Source organism: Paenibacillus sp. FW126-R14 (assembly GCF_058789495.1).
The window spans coordinates 56,769-80,885 of record NZ_JBYTBS010000019.1 but is presented as its reverse complement, the minus strand read 5'-3'; the positions used below and the strand labels follow the sequence as shown (position 1 = coordinate 80,885).

Annotated in this window: 9 protein-coding genes; 5 read left to right on the top strand and 4 right to left on the bottom strand. The window is 46.6% G+C overall.

From position 1 onward, the window contains the following. Nucleotides 1–36 precede the first annotated feature (36 nt). From AC3WRW_RS14495 to AC3WRW_RS14485, 3 genes are all read left to right on the top strand, one after another. Nucleotides 37–1,173, top strand: coding sequence for an MGDG synthase family glycosyltransferase (locus AC3WRW_RS14495; RefSeq protein WP_492547016.1), 1,137 nt, complete (start codon nucleotides 37–39; stop codon nucleotides 1,171–1,173). 63 nt (nucleotides 1,174–1,236) lie between these two features. Then, a complete protein-coding gene (locus AC3WRW_RS14490) occupies nucleotides 1,237–2,412 on the top strand; it encodes an MFS transporter (protein ID WP_492547015.1) in 1,176 nt (391 codons plus the stop codon). Nucleotides 2,413–2,439: 27 nt separating this feature from the next. Beyond that, nucleotides 2,440–3,798: a polysaccharide deacetylase family protein gene (locus AC3WRW_RS14485; protein WP_492547014.1), complete on the top strand. Its 1,359-nt coding sequence runs from the start codon at nucleotides 2,440–2,442 to the stop codon at nucleotides 3,796–3,798. 53 nt (nucleotides 3,799–3,851) lie between these two features. Here the strand turns inward: AC3WRW_RS14485 and AC3WRW_RS14480 are convergent, their stop codons facing one another. Both AC3WRW_RS14480 and AC3WRW_RS14475 read right to left on the bottom strand, forming a co-directional pair. Beyond that, a complete protein-coding gene (locus AC3WRW_RS14480; RefSeq protein ID WP_492547013.1) occupies nucleotides 3,852–5,051 on the bottom strand; it encodes an MFS transporter in 1,200 nt (399 codons plus the stop codon). A gap of 98 nt (nucleotides 5,052–5,149) precedes the next feature. After that, nucleotides 5,150–6,973 (bottom strand): ABC transporter substrate-binding protein, encoded by a 1,824-nt coding sequence (locus tag AC3WRW_RS14475; RefSeq protein ID WP_492547012.1) that lies wholly within the window; start codon nucleotides 6,971–6,973, stop codon nucleotides 5,150–5,152. A 314-nt stretch (nucleotides 6,974–7,287) separates the two neighbouring features. Here AC3WRW_RS14475 and AC3WRW_RS14470 point away from each other — a divergent pair, with 314 nt between their 5' ends. Beyond that, a complete protein-coding gene (locus AC3WRW_RS14470; protein ID WP_492547011.1) occupies nucleotides 7,288–9,027 on the top strand; it encodes a methyl-accepting chemotaxis protein in 1,740 nt (579 codons plus the stop codon). Nucleotides 9,028–9,370: 343 nt separating this feature from the next. Here AC3WRW_RS14470 and AC3WRW_RS14465 read toward each other — a convergent pair whose 3' ends face one another. Continuing rightward, nucleotides 9,371–11,155 (bottom strand): S-layer homology domain-containing protein, encoded by a 1,785-nt coding sequence (locus AC3WRW_RS14465; protein WP_492547010.1) that lies wholly within the window; start codon nucleotides 11,153–11,155, stop codon nucleotides 9,371–9,373. A 125-nt stretch (nucleotides 11,156–11,280) separates the two neighbouring features. Further along, nucleotides 11,281–14,448 (bottom strand): S8 family serine peptidase, encoded by a 3,168-nt coding sequence (locus AC3WRW_RS14460; protein ID WP_492547009.1) that lies wholly within the window; start codon nucleotides 14,446–14,448, stop codon nucleotides 11,281–11,283. 760 nt (nucleotides 14,449–15,208) lie between these two features. Between AC3WRW_RS14460 and AC3WRW_RS14455 the strand changes: the two genes are divergently transcribed. Further along, nucleotides 15,209–23,872, top strand: a complete 8,664-nt coding sequence (locus tag AC3WRW_RS14455; protein ID WP_492547008.1) for an immunoglobulin-like domain-containing protein — start codon at nucleotides 15,209–15,211, stop codon at nucleotides 23,870–23,872. The last annotated feature ends 245 nt before the right edge of the window (nucleotides 23,873–24,117 follow it).

The window sequence follows — 24,117 nt, the reverse complement described above, 5'->3', positions numbered from 1 at the left end:
ATCGAACCAAAGAGTGCTGGGCGCAAGGAGGAGAACATGAAGAGCAACGAACGCATATTGATTCTAACTGCAAGTTACGGGGATGGTCATATACAGGCGGCTCGTTCATTGAAACAGGCTTTTGAGCGGCGTGGCATCATGCAAGTGCAAATCATGGACCTGATGAAAGAAGCTCATCCTTTGCTGGATAAAGTCACCAAAACGCTTTATATCAACAGCATGCTGATCTCCCAGTACGGTTTAGATTATTATGGCTGGAGCTATTACATCACAAAAGACGCCGAATTTCATGTCGGATTGGGGCGATATTTGAATAACCTCGGCCAAACTAAATTGAGGCAAACCATTCAACAGATGCGTCCCAGTGCCGTGATCTCTACCTTTCCCTTCGGGGCGGTACCGGAGTTGTGCAGACAATTGGGAATTCCTACATTTGCCGTAGTTACGGACTTCGCCTTGCACGCACGCTGGAAACATCCGGACATTGATAAATATTATGTTGCTGCACACGAGCTTAAAGAACAGCTTATGGCCAGCTCAATTTCCGAAGACCGGATCGAGGTAAGCGGGATTCCCATTCGAAAAGCATTTTATGAATCAGGCAGGATGGATTCGAGCCCCTTTGCGAACCTCACGAATAACCAACGAAAAACAATTTTGATTTTGGCAGGATCATATGGAGTGCTTAGAAGCAACGATGAACTCATCGATGTCGTCAAAAATGTTCCAGATAGTCAAGTGGCGGTGGTTTGCGGTCGCAATCGAAAGCTGGAGCATAAATTGAGGATGAGATATGAGGGGGAACCCCACGTTCATATTTATGGTTTTGTCGATAATATCCATCAGTTAATGGCGATATCATCTTGTATCATAACGAAAGCCGGCGGACTGACGTTATCCGAAGTTCTTTGTTTACAGGTACCTGTTTTTATATATAAGCCTTTTGCGGGCCAAGAAAAAGAGAATGCGGCATTCTTTTCTAAAAAGAGCGCGGCGTATGTATCTCAAAATATGAAAGAAATGGCGTTTCAAATCGAACATTTTTTTTCAGATCCCAATTATGCCGTGGAAATGAAAAGGCACATGCAACTTTTACATAAAGCAGCAGCGGCTGACTTCATTACCCAGGATATCCTCAGCTCCATAAAACAACCACAAATGGTTCTCCAATAAAAACTTGATTCTTAGTGAAAACTACGAATGAGAAAATGTTTGAATTAAGGAAGGTTGAGCTGAATGGAAGCAAAGATCAGGCCATATGCGGATATGAGTATGATCATGTATGGCCTTGTAATGTTCATTGTGGAATTCGTCCGAGGGGCTTACTTGGTTTCCTATTTACCTACCTATGCCGTTAATGTGTTGGGATTTTCCGTAGCGACGGTCGGTACGGCCGTTTCCGTACACTATGTAACGGATACGATTATCAAATGTTACGCAGGATATTTGCTTGACCATTTTTCTTTGCGTTTGATTGTTCAATTGGGCCTGCTCGTCTCTTTCGGAGGTCTGCTGCTGATGCAATACAGCCAACAATTTTGGCTGCTTATAGCCGCATCCGCTTTATTTGGCGTAGGCATTTCGCCTATATGGCTAGTTTGTTTAAGCAAGGTGAAACCGGAACGTCGCGCCGCGAGTATGGGCGTGCTCTATACTTGCTGGCTTTGCGGAATTGGAGCCGGACCTGTCGTCATTAATTTTGTAATCGATAAGAGCTATCTCCTGTCCTTTCGGATTATGCTTGTTTTATGGGCGCTGGGCTGGGTATTATCGCTGTTCATTTCCAATGTGAAAGAATCGGAGCCGATATCGATTCCCTTGAAGCGTCAAATTTCCATGCTTTGGGATCGATTGCGTTCGATGAAGCAACTGCTGCCAGGGATGATGATCCAAACCGCGGCTGCCGGAATTCTCGTGCCGATTTTGCCTAATTTTGCTTCAAAATATTTAGGACTTCAGTTTTCGCAATATTCGTATGTGTTGATTGCCGGTGGCGTCTTTACCGTTATCTTTCTTATTCCAATGGGGAAATTGTCCGATCGCTGGGGAAGAAGATGGTTCCTCATTCTTGGCTTCTTCGCCTTCGCCATTACGCTTTATTGCCTAACGTTTGCTTCCGTGCTTTGGCAAGCCGTTCTGCTTGCAGCCATCTTAGGTTTTTCCTACGCGGCTGTACTTCCTGCTTGGAATGCTTTGCTCGCCCAGCATGTTCCCGAGAACCAGCAAGGAATGGGCTGGGGATTATTTTCAAGCATTGAAGGCGTAGGCGTGATTGTCGGACCCATACTGGGAGGGTGGATAGCCGATATGTTTAACGAACGGACTGCCGTTTGGGTGAGTGCGGGGCTGCTGGGATCGATCGCTTTATATTACTTGATTGTGTCGCCTAAAGGGGAAAAAGAACTAGCCTAATTCCGCAGTAGCCTAAGGGGGAGGACTATGAATCATGTATTGGTATTCGTTATTGCCGGGTTATTTGTATATACAATAATTCCAACCTTCGTTATCCGTGTATTAGGAATTGGCGTTTACAAAAAGGGAACTGCCGGAAGAGGCATAGCTTTAACCTTCGACGATGGGCCGGATCCCGAATATACGCCTCGTTTGCTGGAATTATTGAAGGAAAATAACCTCAAGGCGACTTTTTTCGTCCTTGGGTCCAAAGCGGAGCACTATCCTGAGCTTATCAAGCGTATGCATAACGAAGGCCACCTTGTCGGCGTTCATAATTATGTACACTGGGCAAACGCCTTTATGACTCCGAAAAAAGTCAGGTTGCAGCTGGAACATTCCGTGAGCGTAATTGAAAAGATTATAGGAGAACGTCCTGTCTATTATAGACCCCCATGGGGGATTATCAATGTATTTGACTTTCTGCTGTTGAAACGTTTCCGTATGATTCTGTGGTCGATTATGGTTGGCGATTGGAGAAGCAGCGGAGGCAAACGGAAAATCAAGGAGAGGCTGCAGGCCAAGCTGAGGGACGGTGCGGTTATCGTTCTTCATGACAGCGGTCAAACGTTCGGAGCGGACAAAGATGCGCCGATCTACATGCTGGAGGCGCTGCGAGAATTTATAGCCGAAGCATTGTCCAAGAACTATGCCTTTCTGAGAGTGGATGAAAAAATGCGGCTCGAGCAAAAAAACAAACGCGCCCAATTCAATTTGCTCAAACGAACTCTTATCTTTTTATGGTTCAAATGGGATCGGCTGTTTCATTGGCTGTTCAGCGTCAAGCCGTTGGATGAGAACAAACCGCTATTTTTTTATAGGGCGGCGACATTCCGGGGCATGACCGTTAGCCTTTCGGACGGCGAAAAATTAGTAAGCGGAGACCGCGTCATTGAACTCCATTTTAATAATGAAGCATTGTTTCACTTGGCAAACGGGGCCAGGTCGCCGGTCCATCTTGCGGTACAAATGATACGCTCGGTCAAAGAGAACTTGCCCAAAGTGACGGAGAAGATTTTGAGCACGCCTGAGTACAGTGACATTAAAGCTATTTATGGAATCACCATGATTCACCGGGGAGCAAGCCAGCTTGGCTTTACGCTCATGACTTTGCCAAACGGCTTGTTTGCTTTCATAACGAGAATGTATTTGAAAATACTTCTGTATGTCATGCACTCCGATGGGAAAAACAGGCTGAAATCGCACTCCGATGCCTTAATCCCTTTAGTGTTAGCGATCTCTGCGAATGAAATGAAAAGAAAATACCCTGTATCACAGTTATCCGTTGAGATTGAAAGGACAATCGTTCCAGCCGGATATCTAGTAGAGACGCATGCCACGCAATAAAAATGAAAGCCCCGGCTACTTAGCGAAGCCAGGGCTGTTTGTATGATATAGAATTACGCCGCAGTAGATTTGCGTTCTGTTATATAGCTGGCAATTCCTAATAACAAAGCCAGTCCTACGAGCACGGCACCGACCCAAGGAAGGGCTGTAAGGGACAGATGAGTAATGACCCATCCTCCAATGAAAGCGCCGGATGCATTACCCAGATTGCCAGCAGAATGACTGGAGGTAGAGGCAAGTGCAGGCGCGGCTTTCGCCAAGCTCATAATGCGTACTTGCAGTCCCGGAAATACAGCAAAGGAAGCGGCTCCCCATAGAAAAATGGTCACTACGGCAGCTGCCGGGTTATAGATGGTAAAGGTGAAGAGGGTAAGGATGACGCATATCGTAAAATAAAGTCCCAGTATGGAAGGCATCAGCTTCCAGTCCGCAAGCTTTCCGCCGACGATATTGCCAAGGGTTACTCCGCAGCCGAAAAGGACGAGAATCCAGGACACGCTATGTTCGGCAAAGCCGGTGACCTCTACAAGCAGCGGGGTAATATAAGTAAATACGGCGAAAAGGCCGGCGTTGCCAAGCGCCCCGATCAGCAGATACAGAAGGAGCTTGGGCTTGGCGAGAGCGGTAATCTGCGCCGCGATACTCGCTGGTTTGTCATGACGAATTTGCGGGATGAAAATTAGGATGCCGATCAAAGCGGCGATTCCCATGATCGAAATCGCACCAAACGAGGATCGCCACCCCATGTGTTGGCCGATAAATGTCCCTAGAGGAACGCCGATAATGTTCGCAATCGTTAAACCGGCCATCATAATGGAAACAGCACCCGCGCGTTTGTCCGGCCGGACAAGATTGGAGGCGATAACGGCTCCAACGCCAAAGAAAGTCCCGTGCGTCAATGCAGTTATGACGCGCGCTCCCATCAGAACCGCATAGCTCGGAGCGATAACAGAGATTCCGTTGCCGAGAATAAATAAAAGCATCAGCAGACACAGCAGTTTCTTTTGCGGAATTCCTTGGGTGAGGACGGTCAATATAGGAGCCCCGATAGCGACCCCAAGAGCATACATGGTAATGAGCTGTCCTGCGGACGAGATGCTGACATGCAGATCGGCAGCGACATTGGGCAGAAGACCCATGATGACAAATTCAGTCATTCCAATCGCAAAGGCGCCGACGGTAAGAGAGAGGATCGAGATAGGGAACGGTTCTTTGGCCGCGTGTTCCCTGATAGTGCGTTGAGATAACTCCATGATGTAAGGTCAACCTTTCTTGTGCGTATAATAAATCGTTGCTGAGCAGTCCGGTCAATAAGGCCTGTTTCATATTATTAAGTTTTCTGGGCGTATAATCAAGAGAAATCTTTTTGAAAATTTGTAAACCAAATATGCTTGAAATCAAACCAACCCAGCGTATTAACGGCAACCCCTTTCAGATGGGGGCTGAATACGGTCTGCTGCGTCGTATGCAGGAGAAACAGGACGTGATGTTCCTCCGTCAGCAGCCGCTCCATCGCGCGAATTTGCTGCATGCGTAGATCAGCGTCAGGTTGTGCCGCGATTCGTTTAATTGTTTCATTAAAAATGAGGCGCTGTTCATCCGCCGCGCAGACGCGGATCAACATGCCGCCCATCTTGTACATCTCAATCAGGCAGCGGGCTTCGTCGTCGTCCGCCGCAACGCCGCCTAACAGCATGTCGCCTTCTTGCAGAAGGCTGATATCCGACATTTCCTCGTACGTATATTCAGTAAGCTGTAAAGGGATACCAACGGCGGCGCAGCGATCCCGAATCCATTCCGCTTCTAAGCGGTGAGAGGGAGTGAACAGAACCTTCAGCGTCTGCCCCTTGTAGCCGCTTGCCGCCAAAAGCTCACGGGCCCGCTCAGGCTGATTGTCAACTGACGGCTCCCGGGGATGGCTCGGCGGAAAAAAGCCCTCGGCCGGGATCGCGCCGATGAAATCATGCGCCGCGATCAACCCGTTTCGATCAAGCACAAGATCAATCGCACGCCGTACTTGGATATGCTGATGAGGGCCAGGCTTGCGCATATTAAATGAAAGAAGATTTGAACCAAGCGTCATCATTTCTTTTTTTCGCCAATGCGCAGGTGCGGGCTGGTTGAATTGATCCCGTTTGCCCATATGGAAATCCCACTGCTGCCAGCTCCGATGATCAACATGTTCAGGCATATAGAGCAGCTCGATTCGATCCAGATGAGCCCTCTCCCCAAAATAATTTTCAAATGCTGTCAGCGTAATGCCGCCTTCGTCGTGCCGTGTCACTTGAAATGGTCCTGTGCCCACTGGCATCTTCCGTACTTCGTCACTGCTTCTGGACGTATAGATATCCTCAGGCAAAATAGCCGTCGGGTATGAGCTGACATAATGAGGGAACATATAATTCGGAGCATCCAGCTTCACTTGAACGGTTAAACGATCCACGATGTTAAAATCACGTATTGTTTCCACAAGCCAGCGGTTGGATGAGCATGCATCGTCGATGGTTTGCAGCCGGTTCATCGCATATACGACATCCTGTGCCGAAAGTTCACGTCCATGATGGAAGCGAATTTGCTTGCGCAGATAAAATGTCCATACTTGCCCGTTTTCGCTGTATTCCCAGTTATGAGCAAGGCTTGGTTCCAGGGAGCCACGAACCGGATCGTAACGGAGCAGTGTGTCAAATGCTTGCTTTACAAAATGTAAATCGCACGAGAAGACAATTCTCGCAGGATCCAAAGTCAGTATCCGGTTGTGCATCGGCAGGCGGAGCGTTTCTTCAGCCCCGGCGTCCTTCGTTCCCCGATAACCGAAAAAGTCCCCGAGCCATGCCAAGAACCGGTCTGTCAGCCCGGGATCTAATCCTCCCATTTGAAATAGGCCCATCGCACTGTTCAAATTGCCCTGCTCCACATATATTTTGGCCTCGGCCAGAAGCAGCTCTTCCGTCGATGCCAGCAAACGAATGGCTGAGCGATGACCCCGTCCTCTGCCCGGCGTCCATACGATCCAGCCCAGATCGCTCATTTTGCGGATCAATATTTTCACGTTGCGGTCTGTACAAAATAAGTAACCGGCAATCTCTTCAACCGTAATCGGTATATCTTTGTTCAAAGGATGCCCCAGCTTTACGATGGATGCTTTTAATTGCGCGTATTGCAAGGCTAGCTGCACACAGGTTCCTCCCTTATTTCTCTCATGTATGCAAAAGTATAGGATCCTGCTTTCATTTCGTCAACAAGCCTTATACAGCTGGGAAACCTAATGCTCGCAATGAAAAAAAATTCATTGGAAAAGAACATTATCTCATTTTAACCGGATCGTGGGGGGATTTGAGGGAGGGGGTGGCAGGACTATTGGAATTTTATACAAAAAATATCTTTTTGTCGAAAAATGAAGTAATTTTTATATACATTTTACGATTCTATTGTACTATTTAATTAGGATGACCTTTGAACAGAAGTACATAGTTGGAGGAGAGGAATTTCATGCGCGTACGACTGCCGCAAATTACTGTGGGTAAGAAGATGTATTTCTGTTTTATTATCATTTTGCTGCTTACTTTTGTTGTAGGCTGGATGAGTCTGACGAATATGAAGCTGATTCAGAACAAAAGCGATGAAATCAGCAAGCAGTGGATGCCTGGCGTCGAAGCCGTCAATACGATTAGTTATTTAACTGAAAATGTGCACGCACTGGAATTGCAGCTCTTCATTCTAATGGATCCTTCGCAGCTGCAAAGCACGCAGACGCAAGCCATGGCCGGGATTAACAATGTGGATGAGCAGCTCAAACAATTCGGGGAAGGGTTGACGGACGAGCAGGAGAAGCGAACCTTCGAAGCGTTCCAAAGTCAATGGAATTCGTATAAAGGCTATCATGAGAAATTCTTAGAACTTAGTAAAGAAGTCAATCTAAGAACGGGCTCCGGCAAAAGAGAAATAGAAGTTCAAGCTTTGATCTCAGATTCGAACAAAGTATTTGTGAACTTGCAGAAGTATCTCGAGGTTCTTGTGAGAATCAAACATGAAGGAGCAACCGCTGCCTCGGAGAGCAGCTCTGTGATTTATCATTCCGGACATATGACCATGATGTATGTGCTTGGCTTCGCCGTACTTGTCGGTCTGATACTAGCCTATTTCATTACCCGCAATATTTCCAAACCGGTGAGACTTGTCTCCCAAGCTCTACAGGCTGTGTCTTTGGGCAGCTTGATCGAACCCGATGTGAAAGTGAGAAATAAAGATGAAATCGGCGAACTGGTCGGTTCGTTAAACCGGATGAAGACGAATGTCCGGGAGATGCTGCTGCAAATTCGCGAAGCCTCTTCCTCGGTGGCGGGCTCGTCCAAAGAACTGCTTGCCCATGCGGAGCAAACGACGCAAGCTTCCAATCAAGTGGCGGAAGTCATGCAAAAGGTAGCCGCAGGAGCAGAAGTTCAAGTGCAGAATTACGAGGATACAAATTCGGCCATGACAGAGATGTCCATTGGAATAGGGCGAATCGCCGAAGCTTCGTCCGAGGTATCGGATATTTCGATGGAAGCATTCCGGGAAGCGAAGCAAGGCGAGCAAGACCTGCAAGCGCTCATTGCGAGCCTGAACGGTATGGGTGAGACCGTTAGCAGAGCGAACACGGTCATTCATAACCTCGAGAACCAGTCTCAGGAAATCGAAAATATGATTGGCTTGATGGGCAGCATCGCGAAGCAAACCAATCTGCTCGCTTTGAATGCGGCGATTGAAGCGGCTCGTGCCGGTGAAGCGGGCAAAGGTTTTACGGTCGTTGCCGGAGAGGTGCGCAAGCTTTCAGAGCAGTCCGCCCAATTTGCCAGTCAAATTACGGAGTTGATCGGACAAGTATTAAGCAATACGAGCGTTGCCGTTCAAACGATGCACGATTGCCTGCAGGAAATGGATATGGGGAAAGAAATGGTACATACTGCGGAAACTTCATTTCATCGCATTTTCTTGGCTTCCGAGAAAGTGGCTGTCCGCATACAAGAGGTCGCCGCATCAGCGCAAGAAATGGCCGCCACCTCGGAAGAAGTGTCTGCTTCTGTTGCAGAAACGAGCGCTCACGCGAGAAACTCGTCTACCTACGCGCAGCAAGTGGCCGAGACCTCTGAGCAGCAGCTAGCTTCGCTGAACGATATCAACGATTCGGCCGGTATGCTGAACGGCATTGCTGAGCAACTGCACACGGTTGTTGGGAAGTTCAAACTTTAAAGCTAATTACATACACAAAGGAGTTAAGCTGCTTTATATGCTTAACTCCTTTTTTTGTGGGGAACTACGATCTCTCGTTTTACTTTAAAATCCATTATTTATAATTTGTGGATACTATAATCCGCTATTTTATATAAATTGTACCAAAATGGAAGTTTCTAGATGCATTAAGACCCTGTAGTTCCGCCTGCAGCCTAAAAACAGGCAGTTCAGCTCAAATAGAGCCCTGTAGTTCCCTTCCGCAAACAAAAAGCCGCCCCTCCGTCATCTACGATGATCGTTGGGACAGCCTTTTCATTCGAAGACATATGCAGTTGTCAGGCAACTGCATCATCTTTCATACTTATTTCGATAGAATGGATGATACAACTTTGCTGCTTTCTGCACGTGTTGCATGGTCAAGCGGGTTGAATTGAGCCGTATCTGTAGCAATAATGCCTAAGTTTGCCGCTTTGTTAACAAACGGTTGGGCCCAGTCATGGATTTGCGAAGCATCCGTAAAGCTGACGCTTTTGCTTGGAGCGCTTTGGACACCATGATTTTTCTCATATGCCCGCACGATGAGTGTGACCATTTCTTCACGCGTGATCGGCTTATTAGGTTCGAATGTCGTTTCGCTAGTTCCTGTTACCAGACCAGCTTGAACAGCGGATTGTACGGAAGAAGCGTACCATTCGTTTGGTGAAACATCAGCAAATGTGTTGTTGTAAATTGGTGTAGACTTCAACTGCAATGCACGGGTTAGCAGCGCAACAAACTCTGAACGCGTAACCTGGCTTTCAGGCATGAATAATGCGTCCGTTGTGCCGTTCACAATATGTTTAGCCGATAATTCTTTAATAATATCGTATGCCCAATGTGTGGCCGGAACGTCGCTAAAAGATTTATTGTACTCCAACACGCCATAGACGCTAAAGTGCTGCAGCTCCGCTTGAATCGTAGAATTGGCTACAGTACCGCCAACATATTCAAGTTCGCCGTTATCATTGATGTAGTAAATCCCGGCCAATTTAGCGTTAGCGCCTGCTTTGAGTTTAAAGCTGATCGTCACAGGCTCCGTTAACTGGCTTATCTTATTCGTTTTCCCATCTTTCGTGGATACGGAAAGGGTGATGTCTATCATTTCACCGGCAGATGTAAGCACTAACTGTCCCGCAGTCTCCGCTTTAGAAATGAGTGACTCAATGTCTGCAGTTTGTTTTTTTGCGATATTTACAGTAATTGTCGCATCTTTCAACGCGTCACTGGAAAGACCGGCGATCAAGGATTTGATGTTCGCTGCAGGGATTTCGACCGTAAGATCTCCGCTTTGCACCTTCAGCTTCGCATCGCCCAATTTGTCTACTGCTGCAGCAGGCAAACTCAGATTGCCTTTGTCATTTAGAGCAAGCCATTTGCCGTCTTTAATGTCTTGAACAGCCTCTGTGTTCGAAGGTGTAGTAGTACTTCCAGTAGAGGAACTACCGCCGTTACCACCGCCCGTGCCACCGCCAGGGTTGTCGCCACCGCCCGTGCCACCGCCAGGGTTGTCGCCGCCACCCGTGCCACCGCCAGGGTTGTCGCCACCGCCCGTGCCACCGCCAGGGTTGTCGCCGCCACCCGTGCCACCGCCGGGGTTGTCGCCACCACCCGTGCCACCGCCAGGGTTGTCGCCACCGCCCGTGCCACCGCCGGGGTTGTCGCCACCGCCCGTGCCACCGCCGGGGTTATCGCCACCACCCGTGCCACCGCCAGGGTTGTCGCCACCGCCCGTGCCACCGCCATCTGATCCTCCTCCCTGATTAGGCAGGATTATATCAAAGAGATCAGTCGCTACGGTTGTTCCTGTACCAGCTACAATTGTGTACGTGCCAGTCTGAGCGTTCATTGGCAAAGTAAATTCCTTGAAATACGATCCGTTGGCCGTCTTGACAACATCGAAATACAAAACGGTGCCATCTGGATTCAGTACTTTAATACTAACCTGCTGCAAAGTAGAAGCCCCGGTAATTGTAACTTTGTCGCCTTTAAATTTATCCGTAACATCGTTTATTTTAATTGTATCCGCAGATGCAGCTATTGCCGATACCGGCATTACACTCAAAGCAACCAACATGGTGGCCATGATGTGAGACAGCTTTTTTTTCATATAATTGAAACGCCTCTTTTCTTCATAGACATCGGATCATGAGGCTCGGGAATCTGGCCAATGATACAGTTTGTCAGTCGGACAGACTCCCGAATTTTCATGAAGTTGTGTGGCAAACAATATTCCTAATTAAGCGTAATCGAATCCGCAAGATTGTTTCCGACATTCGTCTTGGACGAATCAAATGAATCTAAGAGGAATACATTAACGGAATAATCAGTACCGGTCACATTGAATTGAGCCGTTAGTTCTTCGGGTTCTTTAATATCTTTCTTTAAAGCTATAATGCTGACAGGAGTACTGCCTTTCATTAATTGGAAGACAACAGTTTCCGTACCAGCATGGGATGTAGCATAATTATATGGCCCAACTTGCACTGTAGCTGTGATGCCATTGCTTCGATCTAGCGAAGTGCCAGTGAGAGAGAAATTGCTTCCTACAAGCAATACTTTCCATGCTTCGTAAGTAGCTGCTACATTTGCAGGATTTTGTCCTTCCTTCACTGTTTTGCCTACGAGTTTAATTTTGTATTTGCCAGGCAGCAGTTTTTCAACGATTGGTTGTCCTTTCTCGTCCTTCTTGTCGCCAATAAATGTACCGTCAAGTTTGAAGGAAATAGGTCCTGGTGCAAAGAGCGTTGCTTTCCCATTTACATCTTTGGCGAATTCCTCCACCATCGTTCCGAACATTTTCCCGCGTGCGTCAATGTAGTCGTAGTCATAAGCTTCTACCGCCAAATAATTGACGTCCTTCGCAGTTAGTTTGGCACTCAGATCTATAGTCTGATTCGGAGCAAGGCTAATATCAGACAACTGGATTTGCTGGAATCCAAAACGATTATCCTCAGGCTGGTCTCCAACATGAATAACGAAAGGAAGGTGAAGATCTGGTTGTCCTGCGCTTGTCAGTTTGACCTCGCCTTCATAGACGCCGTCTGCCGCATCATTAGCAACGGATACTTGCAGCGCGAACGGGACTGTTCCGTTTGGTGTTGAAGTAATCTTGTCTTTAGAAAGTGTTACCCGAATTTTGCTAACATCCGGAGTTGCTACCGGTTGGGTAAGATCTCCCGTTACGGATGGATGCATTTCAACGGATGCCGTGTAATCAAGGGTCACATTGCTGGTAACGTTTTTAACTCGTAATTGTTTGGATCCGCTGCTATTTTTGGACATTAATCCAAAGCTCGTATTGACCGCATAGTTAATTACATTTTTCGGCAAATAGTTAGGATCCAAAATCGTAATCGGTTCAACAGCTTGCAGTAAAGCAGGCGTTTCTATTGCTTTCAGCACGTTGACGCGCCCTGACCCTTGTGAATAGATATCATATAATTGATTGCTTTCATTTTTGATTTCTTCCGCTGTGTTTGCCAAGGCTGCGCGAATATCAAACGGGTCCCATTCCGGATGAGCCTGTTTAAGCAGTGCGGACAATCCCGTTACGTGAGGAGTCGCCATACTGGTACCGCTCTTACGACCGTAGGCTGTATCGTAATTTACGGTTTGTCCTTTCTCAGCATAATATTTCCCATAGGCGGCAATACTGGACAAGATGCTCACACCTGGAGCGACAAGATCCGGGCGTACGCCGAAGTTCCCGTCAGAGTTTGGTCCTCTGGAACTGAAGCTTGCCATTAAATCGCCTTTGGTCAAATCTGCTTTGAAATTGCTGAAATCAATTGTAAATGACGGATTGCCGGATTGAAGAGCTGCACTGGCAATTTTTCTTCCGACATCTCCGGCCATATCATAAGCAGGAACAATATTTCCGAATTGTTCACCTTGAAGCGAGTTGATCGCTCCATCCCTGCCGCTTAAGCCAGTACTAGTAGCACGTAGATCTGCTTTGGTAGAATCGATTACTTTTCCTGTTACGTCATCTACGAGTGCATTCCCGTTGAAAATGACAATCGCCTTAGCGCCAGCCTTCTTAGCATTTGCAGCCTTATCGACAAAAGCTACAGTTCCACGGGAGACGAAAGCGATCTTCCCGGCTACATTCACTTTGCTAAAGTCATCTTCAGAGCCAAGATTTGCATAAACGGCTTCCTGTGGCCCGCTTCCTACGATAGACGCGAAGTCAGTACTGCCGGCTTTCCAAGCCATAATTTTGATTGGGAGATTAGCATATACGTTTGAATTCACAGTTGCTGTAGCGGTTGCACTGTATGACGCAGTCGGACTGGATGCAGCGCCAACTGCAATAGGCAATTGAGCTGTAGCCGGCTGTCCGACCGTATAATAGTATCGGCCTTTCACGTTTGTCGCAGCATTACCATTAGCAATAACCGTGGTGACGCCGGCCAATACGGCGTTGTTTACAGCGATGGCATCAGGCCCGTTCGGATCTTTCTCGGGATCTTCGCCAAGGGATAGATTGATAACATCCATCTTATCTTTCACCGCTTGTTCAATTCCTGCAATGATGCCGGAAGTAGGTCCGCTGCCATCAGGTCCAAGTACGCGATACGAATACAAGTCGGCATCGTATACGATACCCCGTACAGTCACATCTTTACCTACAGCTCTTCCTAAAATCGTACCGGAGACATGCGTGCCATGATCCGTTTTTGACTGCCCCCAAGCAGGCGTTGTTTCATAAGGGTCGTTATCTTTATCGACGAAATCGTATCCGCCTTTATAAGCGTTTTTCAAATCCGGATGATCGTAGTCAACGCCTGTGTCCAAAACGCCGACCTTAATTCCTTTACCTGTGTAACCTTTTGCCCACACTTCCGGCACATGAATTTGGTCAAGTGGAAGTTGGTCGTATTTGCTCGCTACTTCGGCTGACTCCGTCATTTCCACAGGCGATAAGTGATAGACGGTATCTTTAAACACTTTCTTAACAGAGCCAATGCTAGCCAATTCTTCGATGCGGCTCGCATCAACAGTCAATGCCATTCCGTTAAAAACTTGATTAAAAGTTCGATGTACGGTGTAAGGGATGTTCATTTGATCAAGACTATTTTTAAAGCTAGCTTGTTCAGCACTCAAGGTAGATTCTGTTTCTTGCTCTGAGAAGCTGGTTTGGATGGACATCGTTTGACTGCGTGCTGGAGCGACCGGCTCGTTGCTTAACTGCACGATGATGTCGATCATACCGCTAGTTGCATCGAGCATGCTTGGAGCAAGCTTACTGGAAGCGCTCTCATAGGTGCTGTCTGTTAATAGAGTCGCATTTCCAACATTCCCAGCGCCCAGTACTACGTTATTTGTCACCCCTCCAAAAAGTACTGTACCTATCGATAAAGTCAAAGCGGTTTTAAACCATTTTCTGCGAGTGTTCAATACAATTCCTCCAATCAACTCTGAATAAATGATTCCTAGCGTAAAAGTCTTTCGGTATTGCCATACTACGAATGAAAGTTGACCCCTTTCTATTAGCTGGAATTAATTCCTACTAAATTCATCCATATATTACTATAAAGATAGGATAAAAGTATATAGATTTGAGAAAAAATTGTACGGCGGTCAAATATTTTTGTTTCCTATTGGGCTTAATGCCAATGTAAGGGCACATAATGAGCATTTTACAGATGATTGATAAAATGGATTTATATCCTACGAAAGGGTCATTGATGCTTTTCGAATTAGAAAATGAAGGTACACGGATATTGACTTTATGAATAATCGTAGTAGAATAATAATGTGAAAACGTTTACAGTTCGCTTGTGTATCGGATTAATGATTCTATCTCGTTTTCATGGTTCGTACAAAAACGTAAAAGCATTCAGTCAAAAATTTTTGCATAAGGGGGCAGAAAAAAATTATAACATTGTGTAATCTAGTTTTTTTAAGCGGTGATTGAATAAGAAATCATTTATAGTCGCAAAGAGATTGTGCTTTTCAACAGCAATATGTAAACGTTTACCTGCGCAAATTATTATTAAGTTTTCGAGAGCAACCAGAATCTTACTGAGTGAAATGCTGCCTATCTTTTACTAGTGGTATTTTTCTATCGGAGCTTATGTAAACGTTTACCTATAATCGTGTGTTCGCTTATTTATAAGAAACAAGCAATATTAATTAGTATGCAAGGAGTGAGAACGTGAATAATAAAGTACATCGCGTGCTGAGCATTATTTTAGCGGTTCTTATCATTTTAAACTCAGTTCAATTTGCCATCGGTTCAAAGGTTCAGGCAGCAGGCGTTGACACTTTTGATACGGCGACAGGGACCTTGACGCTAAACAGCTCATTTGCAGCAGGTAAGTTAAAGGCCCAGATTGATGCCGTTATAACCCCTTTAGGCAAAACATATGCTGATATTAAAGTTTTAATTGTGACAGCGGGCATAGTCGGCGTTGGAAAAATAGCTGATGGCGGTAGTGATATAGCCGCAGGTGGGATCATTCAGTCCCTGTCAAATCTTGTAGATTTTCAATTAATCGGCACGTCTGCAGTACAAAGCTCATCATCCGCACCAGGCGATAACATTATTGCGAAAAATTTTTTTAACCTGGCTCAAAATCCTCAGCTTAAATCAGCTACGTTCCAAAATGCGACAACGATCAATGCACAAGCTTTCCAAAATATGAGTAGTATTTCGACACTTTTCCTCCCAAAAGTAACGACTATAACGAGTACAAATGCTTTCTCGGGCTGCACTGGTATTACGTCTATTACTTTTGGAACAACCCCTCCAAGCCTAACATCCGGCAATATTACTACCCTGTATAATAGTTTAGCTCCGGGTGCTGTAATCAATGTCCCAGCTGGTAGTCTCACAGCATACCAAAGCACGTGGAGCGCTATTTCCTCCCATATCAGCGCCATCTCATCAGGAGGCGGAACTGACCCAGGCAGTGCAGGCACATTTGACTCTGGCACAGGTACATTGATGCTGACGAGTGCATTTGCCGTGAGCACGCTAAAGACTCAAATTGACGCTGTTATGCCTTCTGGAAAAACATATGCAGACATTAAAGTTTTAAAGATTACTTCGGGTATTGTCGGCGTTGATGATACAAGTAGTATCATTCCGCTTTTAACCAATCTCCAGGACTTTCAACTTACAGGTACAGCTAACACACAAAGCACGGCAAACAGCAGCGATATTGGCGTCGTTCAAGCAAATTTTTTTACAGCGGCCAATGCGCAGTTAACCTCTGTGACGCTTCAGAACGCAACTACAATCAATGCGCAGGCATTTCAAAATTGCAGCAAATTGTTAACACTCGTTGTTCCCAGTTTGACAACCGTCGCAGATGCAGCTGCTTTTACGGGCACAACGCATCTTGTCTCCATTACGCTCGGCACCGTGATACCAAAAAGCGGCCCCGCTTTGTTCCCAGCAAGTGCGATATTTTACGTACCAGCCGACAAAGTCGCGATCTATCAGAATGACGCCGTTTGGAGCAGCGTGGCTTCTCGTATCAAAGCCATCGGTGACACATCGGGCGGAGGCGTAGATGACCCTCCAGTTACAGATGGATCTGCTGTTATTACGCTCAAACCAGCCCATCCGAACATTGTGAGCATCGATGAGAATGCGAGAACTGTACAGGTCATTGAAAAAACAAGTCTTGAACAACTTGATGCACAAACGACTAATGACACAAGTGCTATATTAAGGGTATTGGATACAAAGGGCATTCCAAAAAATGAAATAACAGAGCTCGTCGCAGGCGACAAGTTTATTGTTATAACCGGGAGTACAAAAAAGCAATATACGATTGAAGTGATTCATTATACGTTGGATAACTTGGCACTGAATCCGAGTGCAAGCAGCATTAAGGTCAGCTCTTTTCGAAATGGCATTGATCCCAAGAATGCTTTTAACGGGGCTTCCACAGGCAACGCAGGAAGCGGATATCAGGTTGACGGTTCTCAAAGCACGGCGGCCAATATTAGTACGGGGAAAAATACGTTTTGGCTTGCTTTAGATTTAGGCCAAATGAAGAAAATTGACCAGTTTAGCGTAGCGTGGGGCACGACGGTAGGTGATCTAACAACGCGGTTGGTAAATTCGACATATCGTGTTGAATATACCAATGATCCTGCGAAATGGGCTTCACTGTCCAACGCGACGGTTGCAGGCTCGTCCGGCATTGCAACTGGCTACAGTAAACCGTCCGGTTGGGACGTTGCCTATGCGCAGGATGTAACTCAATTGCCGGATGCGAACGGAAACAAGGTGTTTATGAGCAATCTTGCCTCACCTATAAATGCCCGGTATGTGATGGTGACAGGCGAGTTAGCAAGCAACTGGATCGAAATTTATAATTTCTATGTTTTCCAAAAAGAAGTTAGCAGTATTGTGCCAACACAGCCGGTGTACCCTACGGGGGATTTGGCTAGAATCATGCCCGATTATGAAGGCATGAGCCTAGCCATTGGCCGGCCGGCTATTGTTAAGAAAGATACGGCGGTTCCGAGAATCCATATCACGCCGAAAGAAGACATTGCTGTTTCCGGCGTGTTAAAGGATCCAAATGGCAACGTAGTTTATACGCATTCAAGTCAGAATATGGCAAGCGGCGCCACAAGTGTGATCACGCCAAATGTAACAGCTTCTAAGCTTGGAACGTATATCTTTGAATTCACCATTGCGGGAAGCAAAACGATCTATGATAAGATCTATTTTACGGCTGTAGATGATGATATTACTAAATATAGCTATACCAAGCCGTATCCTGCGCTTTACGTTAGCGCCGGTAAACTTGTCTATGTCCCTGATTATCGCGGCAATACTGTGATGGATTATTCCAATGTCGGCTATAAAGGCGGTGGAGTGGAAATTCCGAACGTCCCCGTGAAAATTATTCTTGAGCCCTCACAGGACAGTAACTCTGACGATACCGAGCGAATTCAAAACGCTATCAACATGCTTGGACGTATTGACCCTGATTCGAGTGGATTTAGAGGCTCAATCTTGTTAAAGGCAGGGACGTACAGGGTTAGCTCCAGCATTAAAATTGCTACTAGCGGAATCGTCATAAAAGGCGAGGGCGATGATCACGAAGGCATTGAAACGCATAGTACGCCTCTTAGCCCGACCAACTGGAAGGATTATACGCATTCTGAGGCACCGCAACCTAACGTTACCAAGGTTGTTGCAACATGGATCGCCAGTTCATATGACAAAAATACCGCGATATTCAATTTTGCCGGCTCAGCAGCGTCCACAAGCGGAAGCGCAATTAAAGTTGTCGATCAGTATGTCCCGGCAGGAGGACATACGGTTAGACTTGAGAGTGTTAACGGGCTTAGCGTTGGAGATACCGTAAATATTCGCAAAGCTGTTAACGCTGCTTGGGCGCAGGATCTTAGAATGGATGTCATTACAGATGCGCCTGGCATACCTTCAGCCAATCAATGGGCGGTAAATGGCGTAGTAGACAGCAGTTACGTTACGACGGACGAGGAGCGCACGATCCAGTCCATCAACCCTGTTACGAATGAAATTACGCTTGTAGAGCCCTTGGCTGATGTGTTGGATATGAGGTATGGCGTTTCAACGGTTACAAAGTATAACCCTACTGGCAGAATTAACAATGTCGGTATAGAGAACATGCTGATTATGTCCAGGTTTGATTCATCGTCGACAGCCATCAATACTGCATTTGGTGTGAGCTATCAGTCTTTTGATGACGAGCTTCATGCTGAGCTGGCCATTCGTTTCGGAAATGCACAAAACGCGTGGGCAAGAACGATAACCACCTACCACATTGATAGTGCGGTGGCAATTGCGACGGGTGTTAGCAAGATTACAATCCAAGATGTCAACTGCCTTGAACCTGTCAGCGGCACAGGCGGAGAGCGCAGATACAATTTCTCAAACGCTGGCGGCACATTAGTACTTAATCAACGTAACTATTCGCGATACACCCGTCATGGATTCATCGTTATGGGCAATGTTGTCGGGCAAAACGTGTTTTACAATGATAGGACGGATTATCAATTTGACGCCAATGAGCCCCACTTGCGATGGTCCACTGGCGGATTGTATGACAATATCAACGGTCGAATTTATTTGCAAGACCGATGGAACAACGGAACGGCGCATGGTTGGTCCGGAGCGAACTATACGCTCTATAACAATACAGGTCCCTATATCATCAGCCAGAACCAGATTGCTGCCAATTACCTCTTCGGTCAAACAGGAGAGCGATTACCGTTTGTTATGGATGCAGTGGATCCAGGAAATGTCCCGAATTTCCGTGCTTACGAGTACAGTAACGGAAGCAAAATGACACCTGCCAGCTTATTCATTCAACAGTTGAAGGATAGGATGGGGCAAGGGGCGGTAGATGCGACAAATAACAGCGTGATTCCTGCCTATATTGATCAGTCCGGCGATTTTGCGTCCCAGTTCGCCACGCTTACAGGAATCTTCGTTGATGGCGTGCCGATAGCAAACTTCAATAATGAAGTTCTTTCGTATACGGTCCCTGTACCATTAGACTATACGGTGTTGCCGGTCATAACTTACACGGCTGGAACAGGTGTAACCGTCACAACTTCCGTAGGCAGTAATGCAGTAATTCTTACAGCTACTATGCCGGGTAAAAAGGATAGCGTTTATATCGTTAATTATGGAATTATTAACAAGAGTGTTCCTGTCACTTCAAGCGTAGGCGGGTCAAACGTCAATAATCTGATTGATGGCCTTTTATCGACATCGTGGTCGGCGTCAGGCACTCCTTGGGTTCAGTTCTACCTTGGCGACAAACCTGCAATTATTAACAGTGTATCCCTTGGATATTCCAGAGACACGCAAATCAGAAGGTCTTATTACTTTGAGTTTCAGGTTTCGAACGATGGGTATACGTGGACCAAGGTGATGGCGAATAACTGGCAGCAGGATAATCTCGGTAACGGGCATATCATGGGGAAGGAAGTTTTGCCTGGATCGGACGGAGATTCTGCGTCAGATTATGAAACCTTTATCTTCCCAGCGGATATTTCCGGAAGATTGCTGCGAGTAGCTATGTTTGGTGCGAGAGCAGGTACGGGTACGGGCACAACTAACTCCAATAAATATTGGGCGATTGATGTTGGAGCAGCAATCAGCGGAGGACCGCTCACTGTCTCCAAACAGCCTCAAAACGCAGCCAAACGAGCAGGTTCCACTGCGTCATACACGGTAACGATGTCAGGTGGCACAAGGCCTTACAATTATCAGTGGCAAATGTCAAAGGACGCCGGTGCGACATGGAATAATGTGACATCCGGCACTGGTGCGAATACCGCAACCTACACGACTGGAGCCATAACGGCAGATATGGATGGGCTTCAATTTAGATCCAAGATAACTGACGCCGAAACCAGCAGCCCTCAAACTGCCTACTCAAATGCTGCATTGCTAACCGTCAAGCAAGATACGGGTATCATCGTAACGCCTGTTGGTACAAGTGTTTCTGTTTTTGACAATGTCATCTACAGCAGAACGGCTACCATTAGGAACACCACCTTTGTATACGGTTTATTAGGGTATCTCGATATTAAACCGGTAGGTTCCACGGTATTTATTATTCCATCCAATATATCGCCTAAGACGGAGTCTGTGGCTGCATTCACAGACGCCATGTCAACATACTGGCCTCCGGATGATGATAGTCTAAGGGACACTAAAAAGAGCTATATTCGAAAAACCGGGGAACAAATTAGAGACGGAGATCATCTGCTCATCATTAACCCAACTGGAACCGGCGTTGAGAGATACATTATCAATTATGCCAAAATGGATGACGCAACCGTGGTGAACGCAGAGAAGTCTGTCCTTACATTTGACCGGATTAAGGGTCAAAATACAGCACAGGATGGTATCATTGGAGATCTCAGTTTGCCTTCCGCTTCGAGCTACGGCGCATCAATCACGTGGAAGGTCGATAATAATTCATACTTATCAACATCCGGAGTCGTGAAAAGACCGCTGTTTGCGGCTGGCGATATGAGAGTAACGTTAACAGCAACGATTACAAGCGGAACCGTCACCGACACGGTCATATTTAACCTTACGATATTGAAAAAAAGTGCGGAGGAGCTCCCAAGCAATATCGCAACCGTTACGGCAAAAGGAAGCACAGAGACGGGCTACCTTTGGGGATTAGCGGTTGATAATGCCGGGAAGTCGATCACGGGACTAGCGGCTTCAACCAGTGTTGATGCGTTTAAGAATGGCCTGATCCTTGCTCCGGCTGCAAGCTGGAAAGTAGTCACAAGTGCGGTCGGAAGCACTGTAACGGCGGATACATTCGCAAGCGCAGTAGAAACCACTAAAAACGTGGCGAACGGCAATTTGTTAATCGTTTTGGCGGAGGATGGTATAACGTTAAATAAATACACAATAACGTTAAAACCAACTGCACCAACGCCATCAGCCGCAGCCGTACCCGGTAAAAAGTACAATACGACAAAACTAACGGGATTAGTGGCCGGAACTACGTTTGAGTATGTGATTAGAACTGCTGTAGGCATGCCTTCGGCGTCGACTTGGGCATCCTCCTCCGTACAGTTTACGACAGGCGCAGGTGAAACAGAAAAAGATAATCTGTTCGTTACCCAAGGCAGCTATTTGTACATTCGGGCAGCGGAAACAGCAACGATGTCATCTTCAAATCCCATGTATATCCTTATAGATATAAGTCAAATCAACAAAACAGTGGATGCTTCGGCCCCAACTGTTACGCTTCAGCCGGGTTCTAATCACTTGACTACAAAACTAACAGGCTTGCTTCCCGGAACAGCATATGAGTATATCGTTAATACAAGTGCGCAGGAACTCGTAAACTGGGATGCCGCTTTACTGTTCACTACAGCCTCCGGCGACACGATGAAGGACAATATTCCTGTACTTACAGGTCAATACCTTCATATCAGATTTTCAGCTACTGACATCAAAGAAGCGTCCTCTGAAAAAAATATCTATGTAACGGCAGATCTGGTAAAAGTAAAACCTGCGAATGCAACGCCACAGTCCAGTGCTATGTCAGGTACCCTGGGAGGCACAACGAAGCTGACAGGTTTATTGCCGAATACAACGTATCTGTATATTATCAATACGAACGCTGACAACCCGGCGACTGATGCGTGGGATCATAAAGGGCAATCGATTACAACAGGGAATGGCCAAACCCAATATGACAATATTGTCTCGTCCCCAGAGCTTTACATGCATCTAATGTCCGTTGAAACTAGCAGTAATGCCAATTCGCTTCCACAGAATTATTTAGTAGGAGCTGGAGGCGTTAAAAGCTTGCCGCAAGGTATTGTTCCTACTGCATCGGCCGAGCCGGGGACAGCTGGCAGTACGATGAAATTAACGGGATTACTGCCTGAAACCGCGTATGAATTCGTCGTTACCGATGCCCTCTCTTCGCCAAAAAACACGACTTGGGGCGAGGGTATCGTTATTAGAACGAAAACAGGCATAGGCGAAACGGCGATCGACAATATTGAAGTTCCCGCTGATCTTGGAAATATGCACGTCAGAACTGGCGGAACAACAACAAATTCGCCGTCCGATGCGCAAAACTTTATTATTTTGGGTTCGTATGTGAATAACGCAGCTGGAACTCTCAGCAATAATGCTTTTGTAACAGCCGCAACAAGTGGTCCCGGCTATATTCCTGGCGTCATTGTAAGCGGCAAGGCACCGAACTTCACAATACGCAATGTGCCGGCAGGCACGACAAAGGAGGCGCTGAAAGCAACGCTTCTAAAAAACAGCAAGGCAGTTTGGAAAGTAGTTGCAAACGCTGTTGTATCTGCAACAGTGAAGGACACGGCATCGTTTAATAGTGCAAGGGAGATTTCGACAAATGTCTCCATTGATAATGTCCTAACCGTGCTAGCAGAAGACGGAAAAACGGTTCAGCGTTACACGATTACGAACAACGTGACAACCGTCAGCCTAACCGGCATTACGGTAAAAACGATGCCTGCCAAAACTAACTACACAGTTGGCGATACGCTTGACCTCACTGGCTTAGAGATTGAAGCAGCTTACAGCGATGGAACAAAAGCCAGCGTGAGCGGTTACGCGGTTACGCCTGCGGGTGGTGCGCAGCTTAACGCAATCGGTACGACAACAGTTACCGTCACTTATACAGAAGACGGCGTGAGCAAGACTGCAGGCTTTAGCGTGACAGTTGGTGAGGCTATCCGTGTGACAAATGCCACCTTAACTGGAACGAGCAGCATCGGTGCCGGTCAGAGATTCGATTTGAGCTTTGGCTTAACCGGTGTGACGCAAGCTTTCTACGCCCAGGATCTGACTCTTACGTATAATCCGGCACTGCTGGAGCTTATCTCTATAGATCCTTTAGTGAAGGATCAATTCTCGGTGGTCGCTTCGGAAAAAGCACCGGGACAAGTCCGAATTCTTCTGGCCAGCTTAGGGGAGAATTATGCGGTACATGCAGATGGCGACTTGCTGAGATTAAGCTTTAAGGCGAAAGCGATCGCGCAATCGGCGGCCGGAACCGTAACTTTGATGAACGTTACGCTAGCAAACGATCATGGTGTGGAGACATCGGTCAGCGGCGCTTCGCATAATGTTCAAATTACCGTGATCCCTCGAGTTCCGGGCGATATGAACAGTGACGGCAAAGTGTCCATCGGAGACTTGGCTATCGCAGCCGCTTGGTATGGGAAAACGTCTGCAGATCCAAACTGGGAGCAGTACAAAATTGCGGATATGAATAATGATGGCAAGATTGACATCGCCGACCTTGCGGCCGTGGCGAACAGGATACTGCAGAATTAAGTGTTATGAAGAGCGGGGAAGGCAGGACGGCCTTCCTCCGTTTTTCTTTGGTAGATATCGAAAGATCGCAATACGAACACAGTTGATCTTCAGAAAGAACCCTTTGAATGAATCGAATTTATGTACCCTTAGGAGCAGTGAAGTTCTTGACTTTTTGGACAAAGGGGTTATAATGTATGTATGTAAACGTTTACTTATGCATTTTTCAGATATATTAGATAGGTAAACGTTTACTCAAACGATTT

Bases quoted from the DNA above. Each gene is read 5' to 3' on its own strand.
- AC3WRW_RS14490 (WP_492547015.1), top strand. From the start codon at position 1,237: ATGGAAGCAAAGATCAGGCCATATGCGGATATGAGTATGATCATGTAT.
- AC3WRW_RS14485 (WP_492547014.1), top strand. From the start codon at position 2,440: ATGAATCATGTATTGGTATTCGTTATTGCCGGGTTATTTGTATATACA.
- AC3WRW_RS14480 (WP_492547013.1), bottom strand. From the start codon at position 5,051: ATGGAGTTATCTCAACGCACTATCAGGGAACACGCGGCCAAAGAACCG.
- AC3WRW_RS14470 (WP_492547011.1), top strand. From the start codon at position 7,288: ATGCGCGTACGACTGCCGCAAATTACTGTGGGTAAGAAGATGTATTTC.
- AC3WRW_RS14465 (WP_492547010.1), bottom strand. From the start codon at position 11,155: ATGAAAAAAAAGCTGTCTCACATCATGGCCACCATGTTGGTTGCTTTG.
- AC3WRW_RS14495 (WP_492547016.1), top strand. From the start codon at position 37: ATGAAGAGCAACGAACGCATATTGATTCTAACTGCAAGTTACGGGGAT.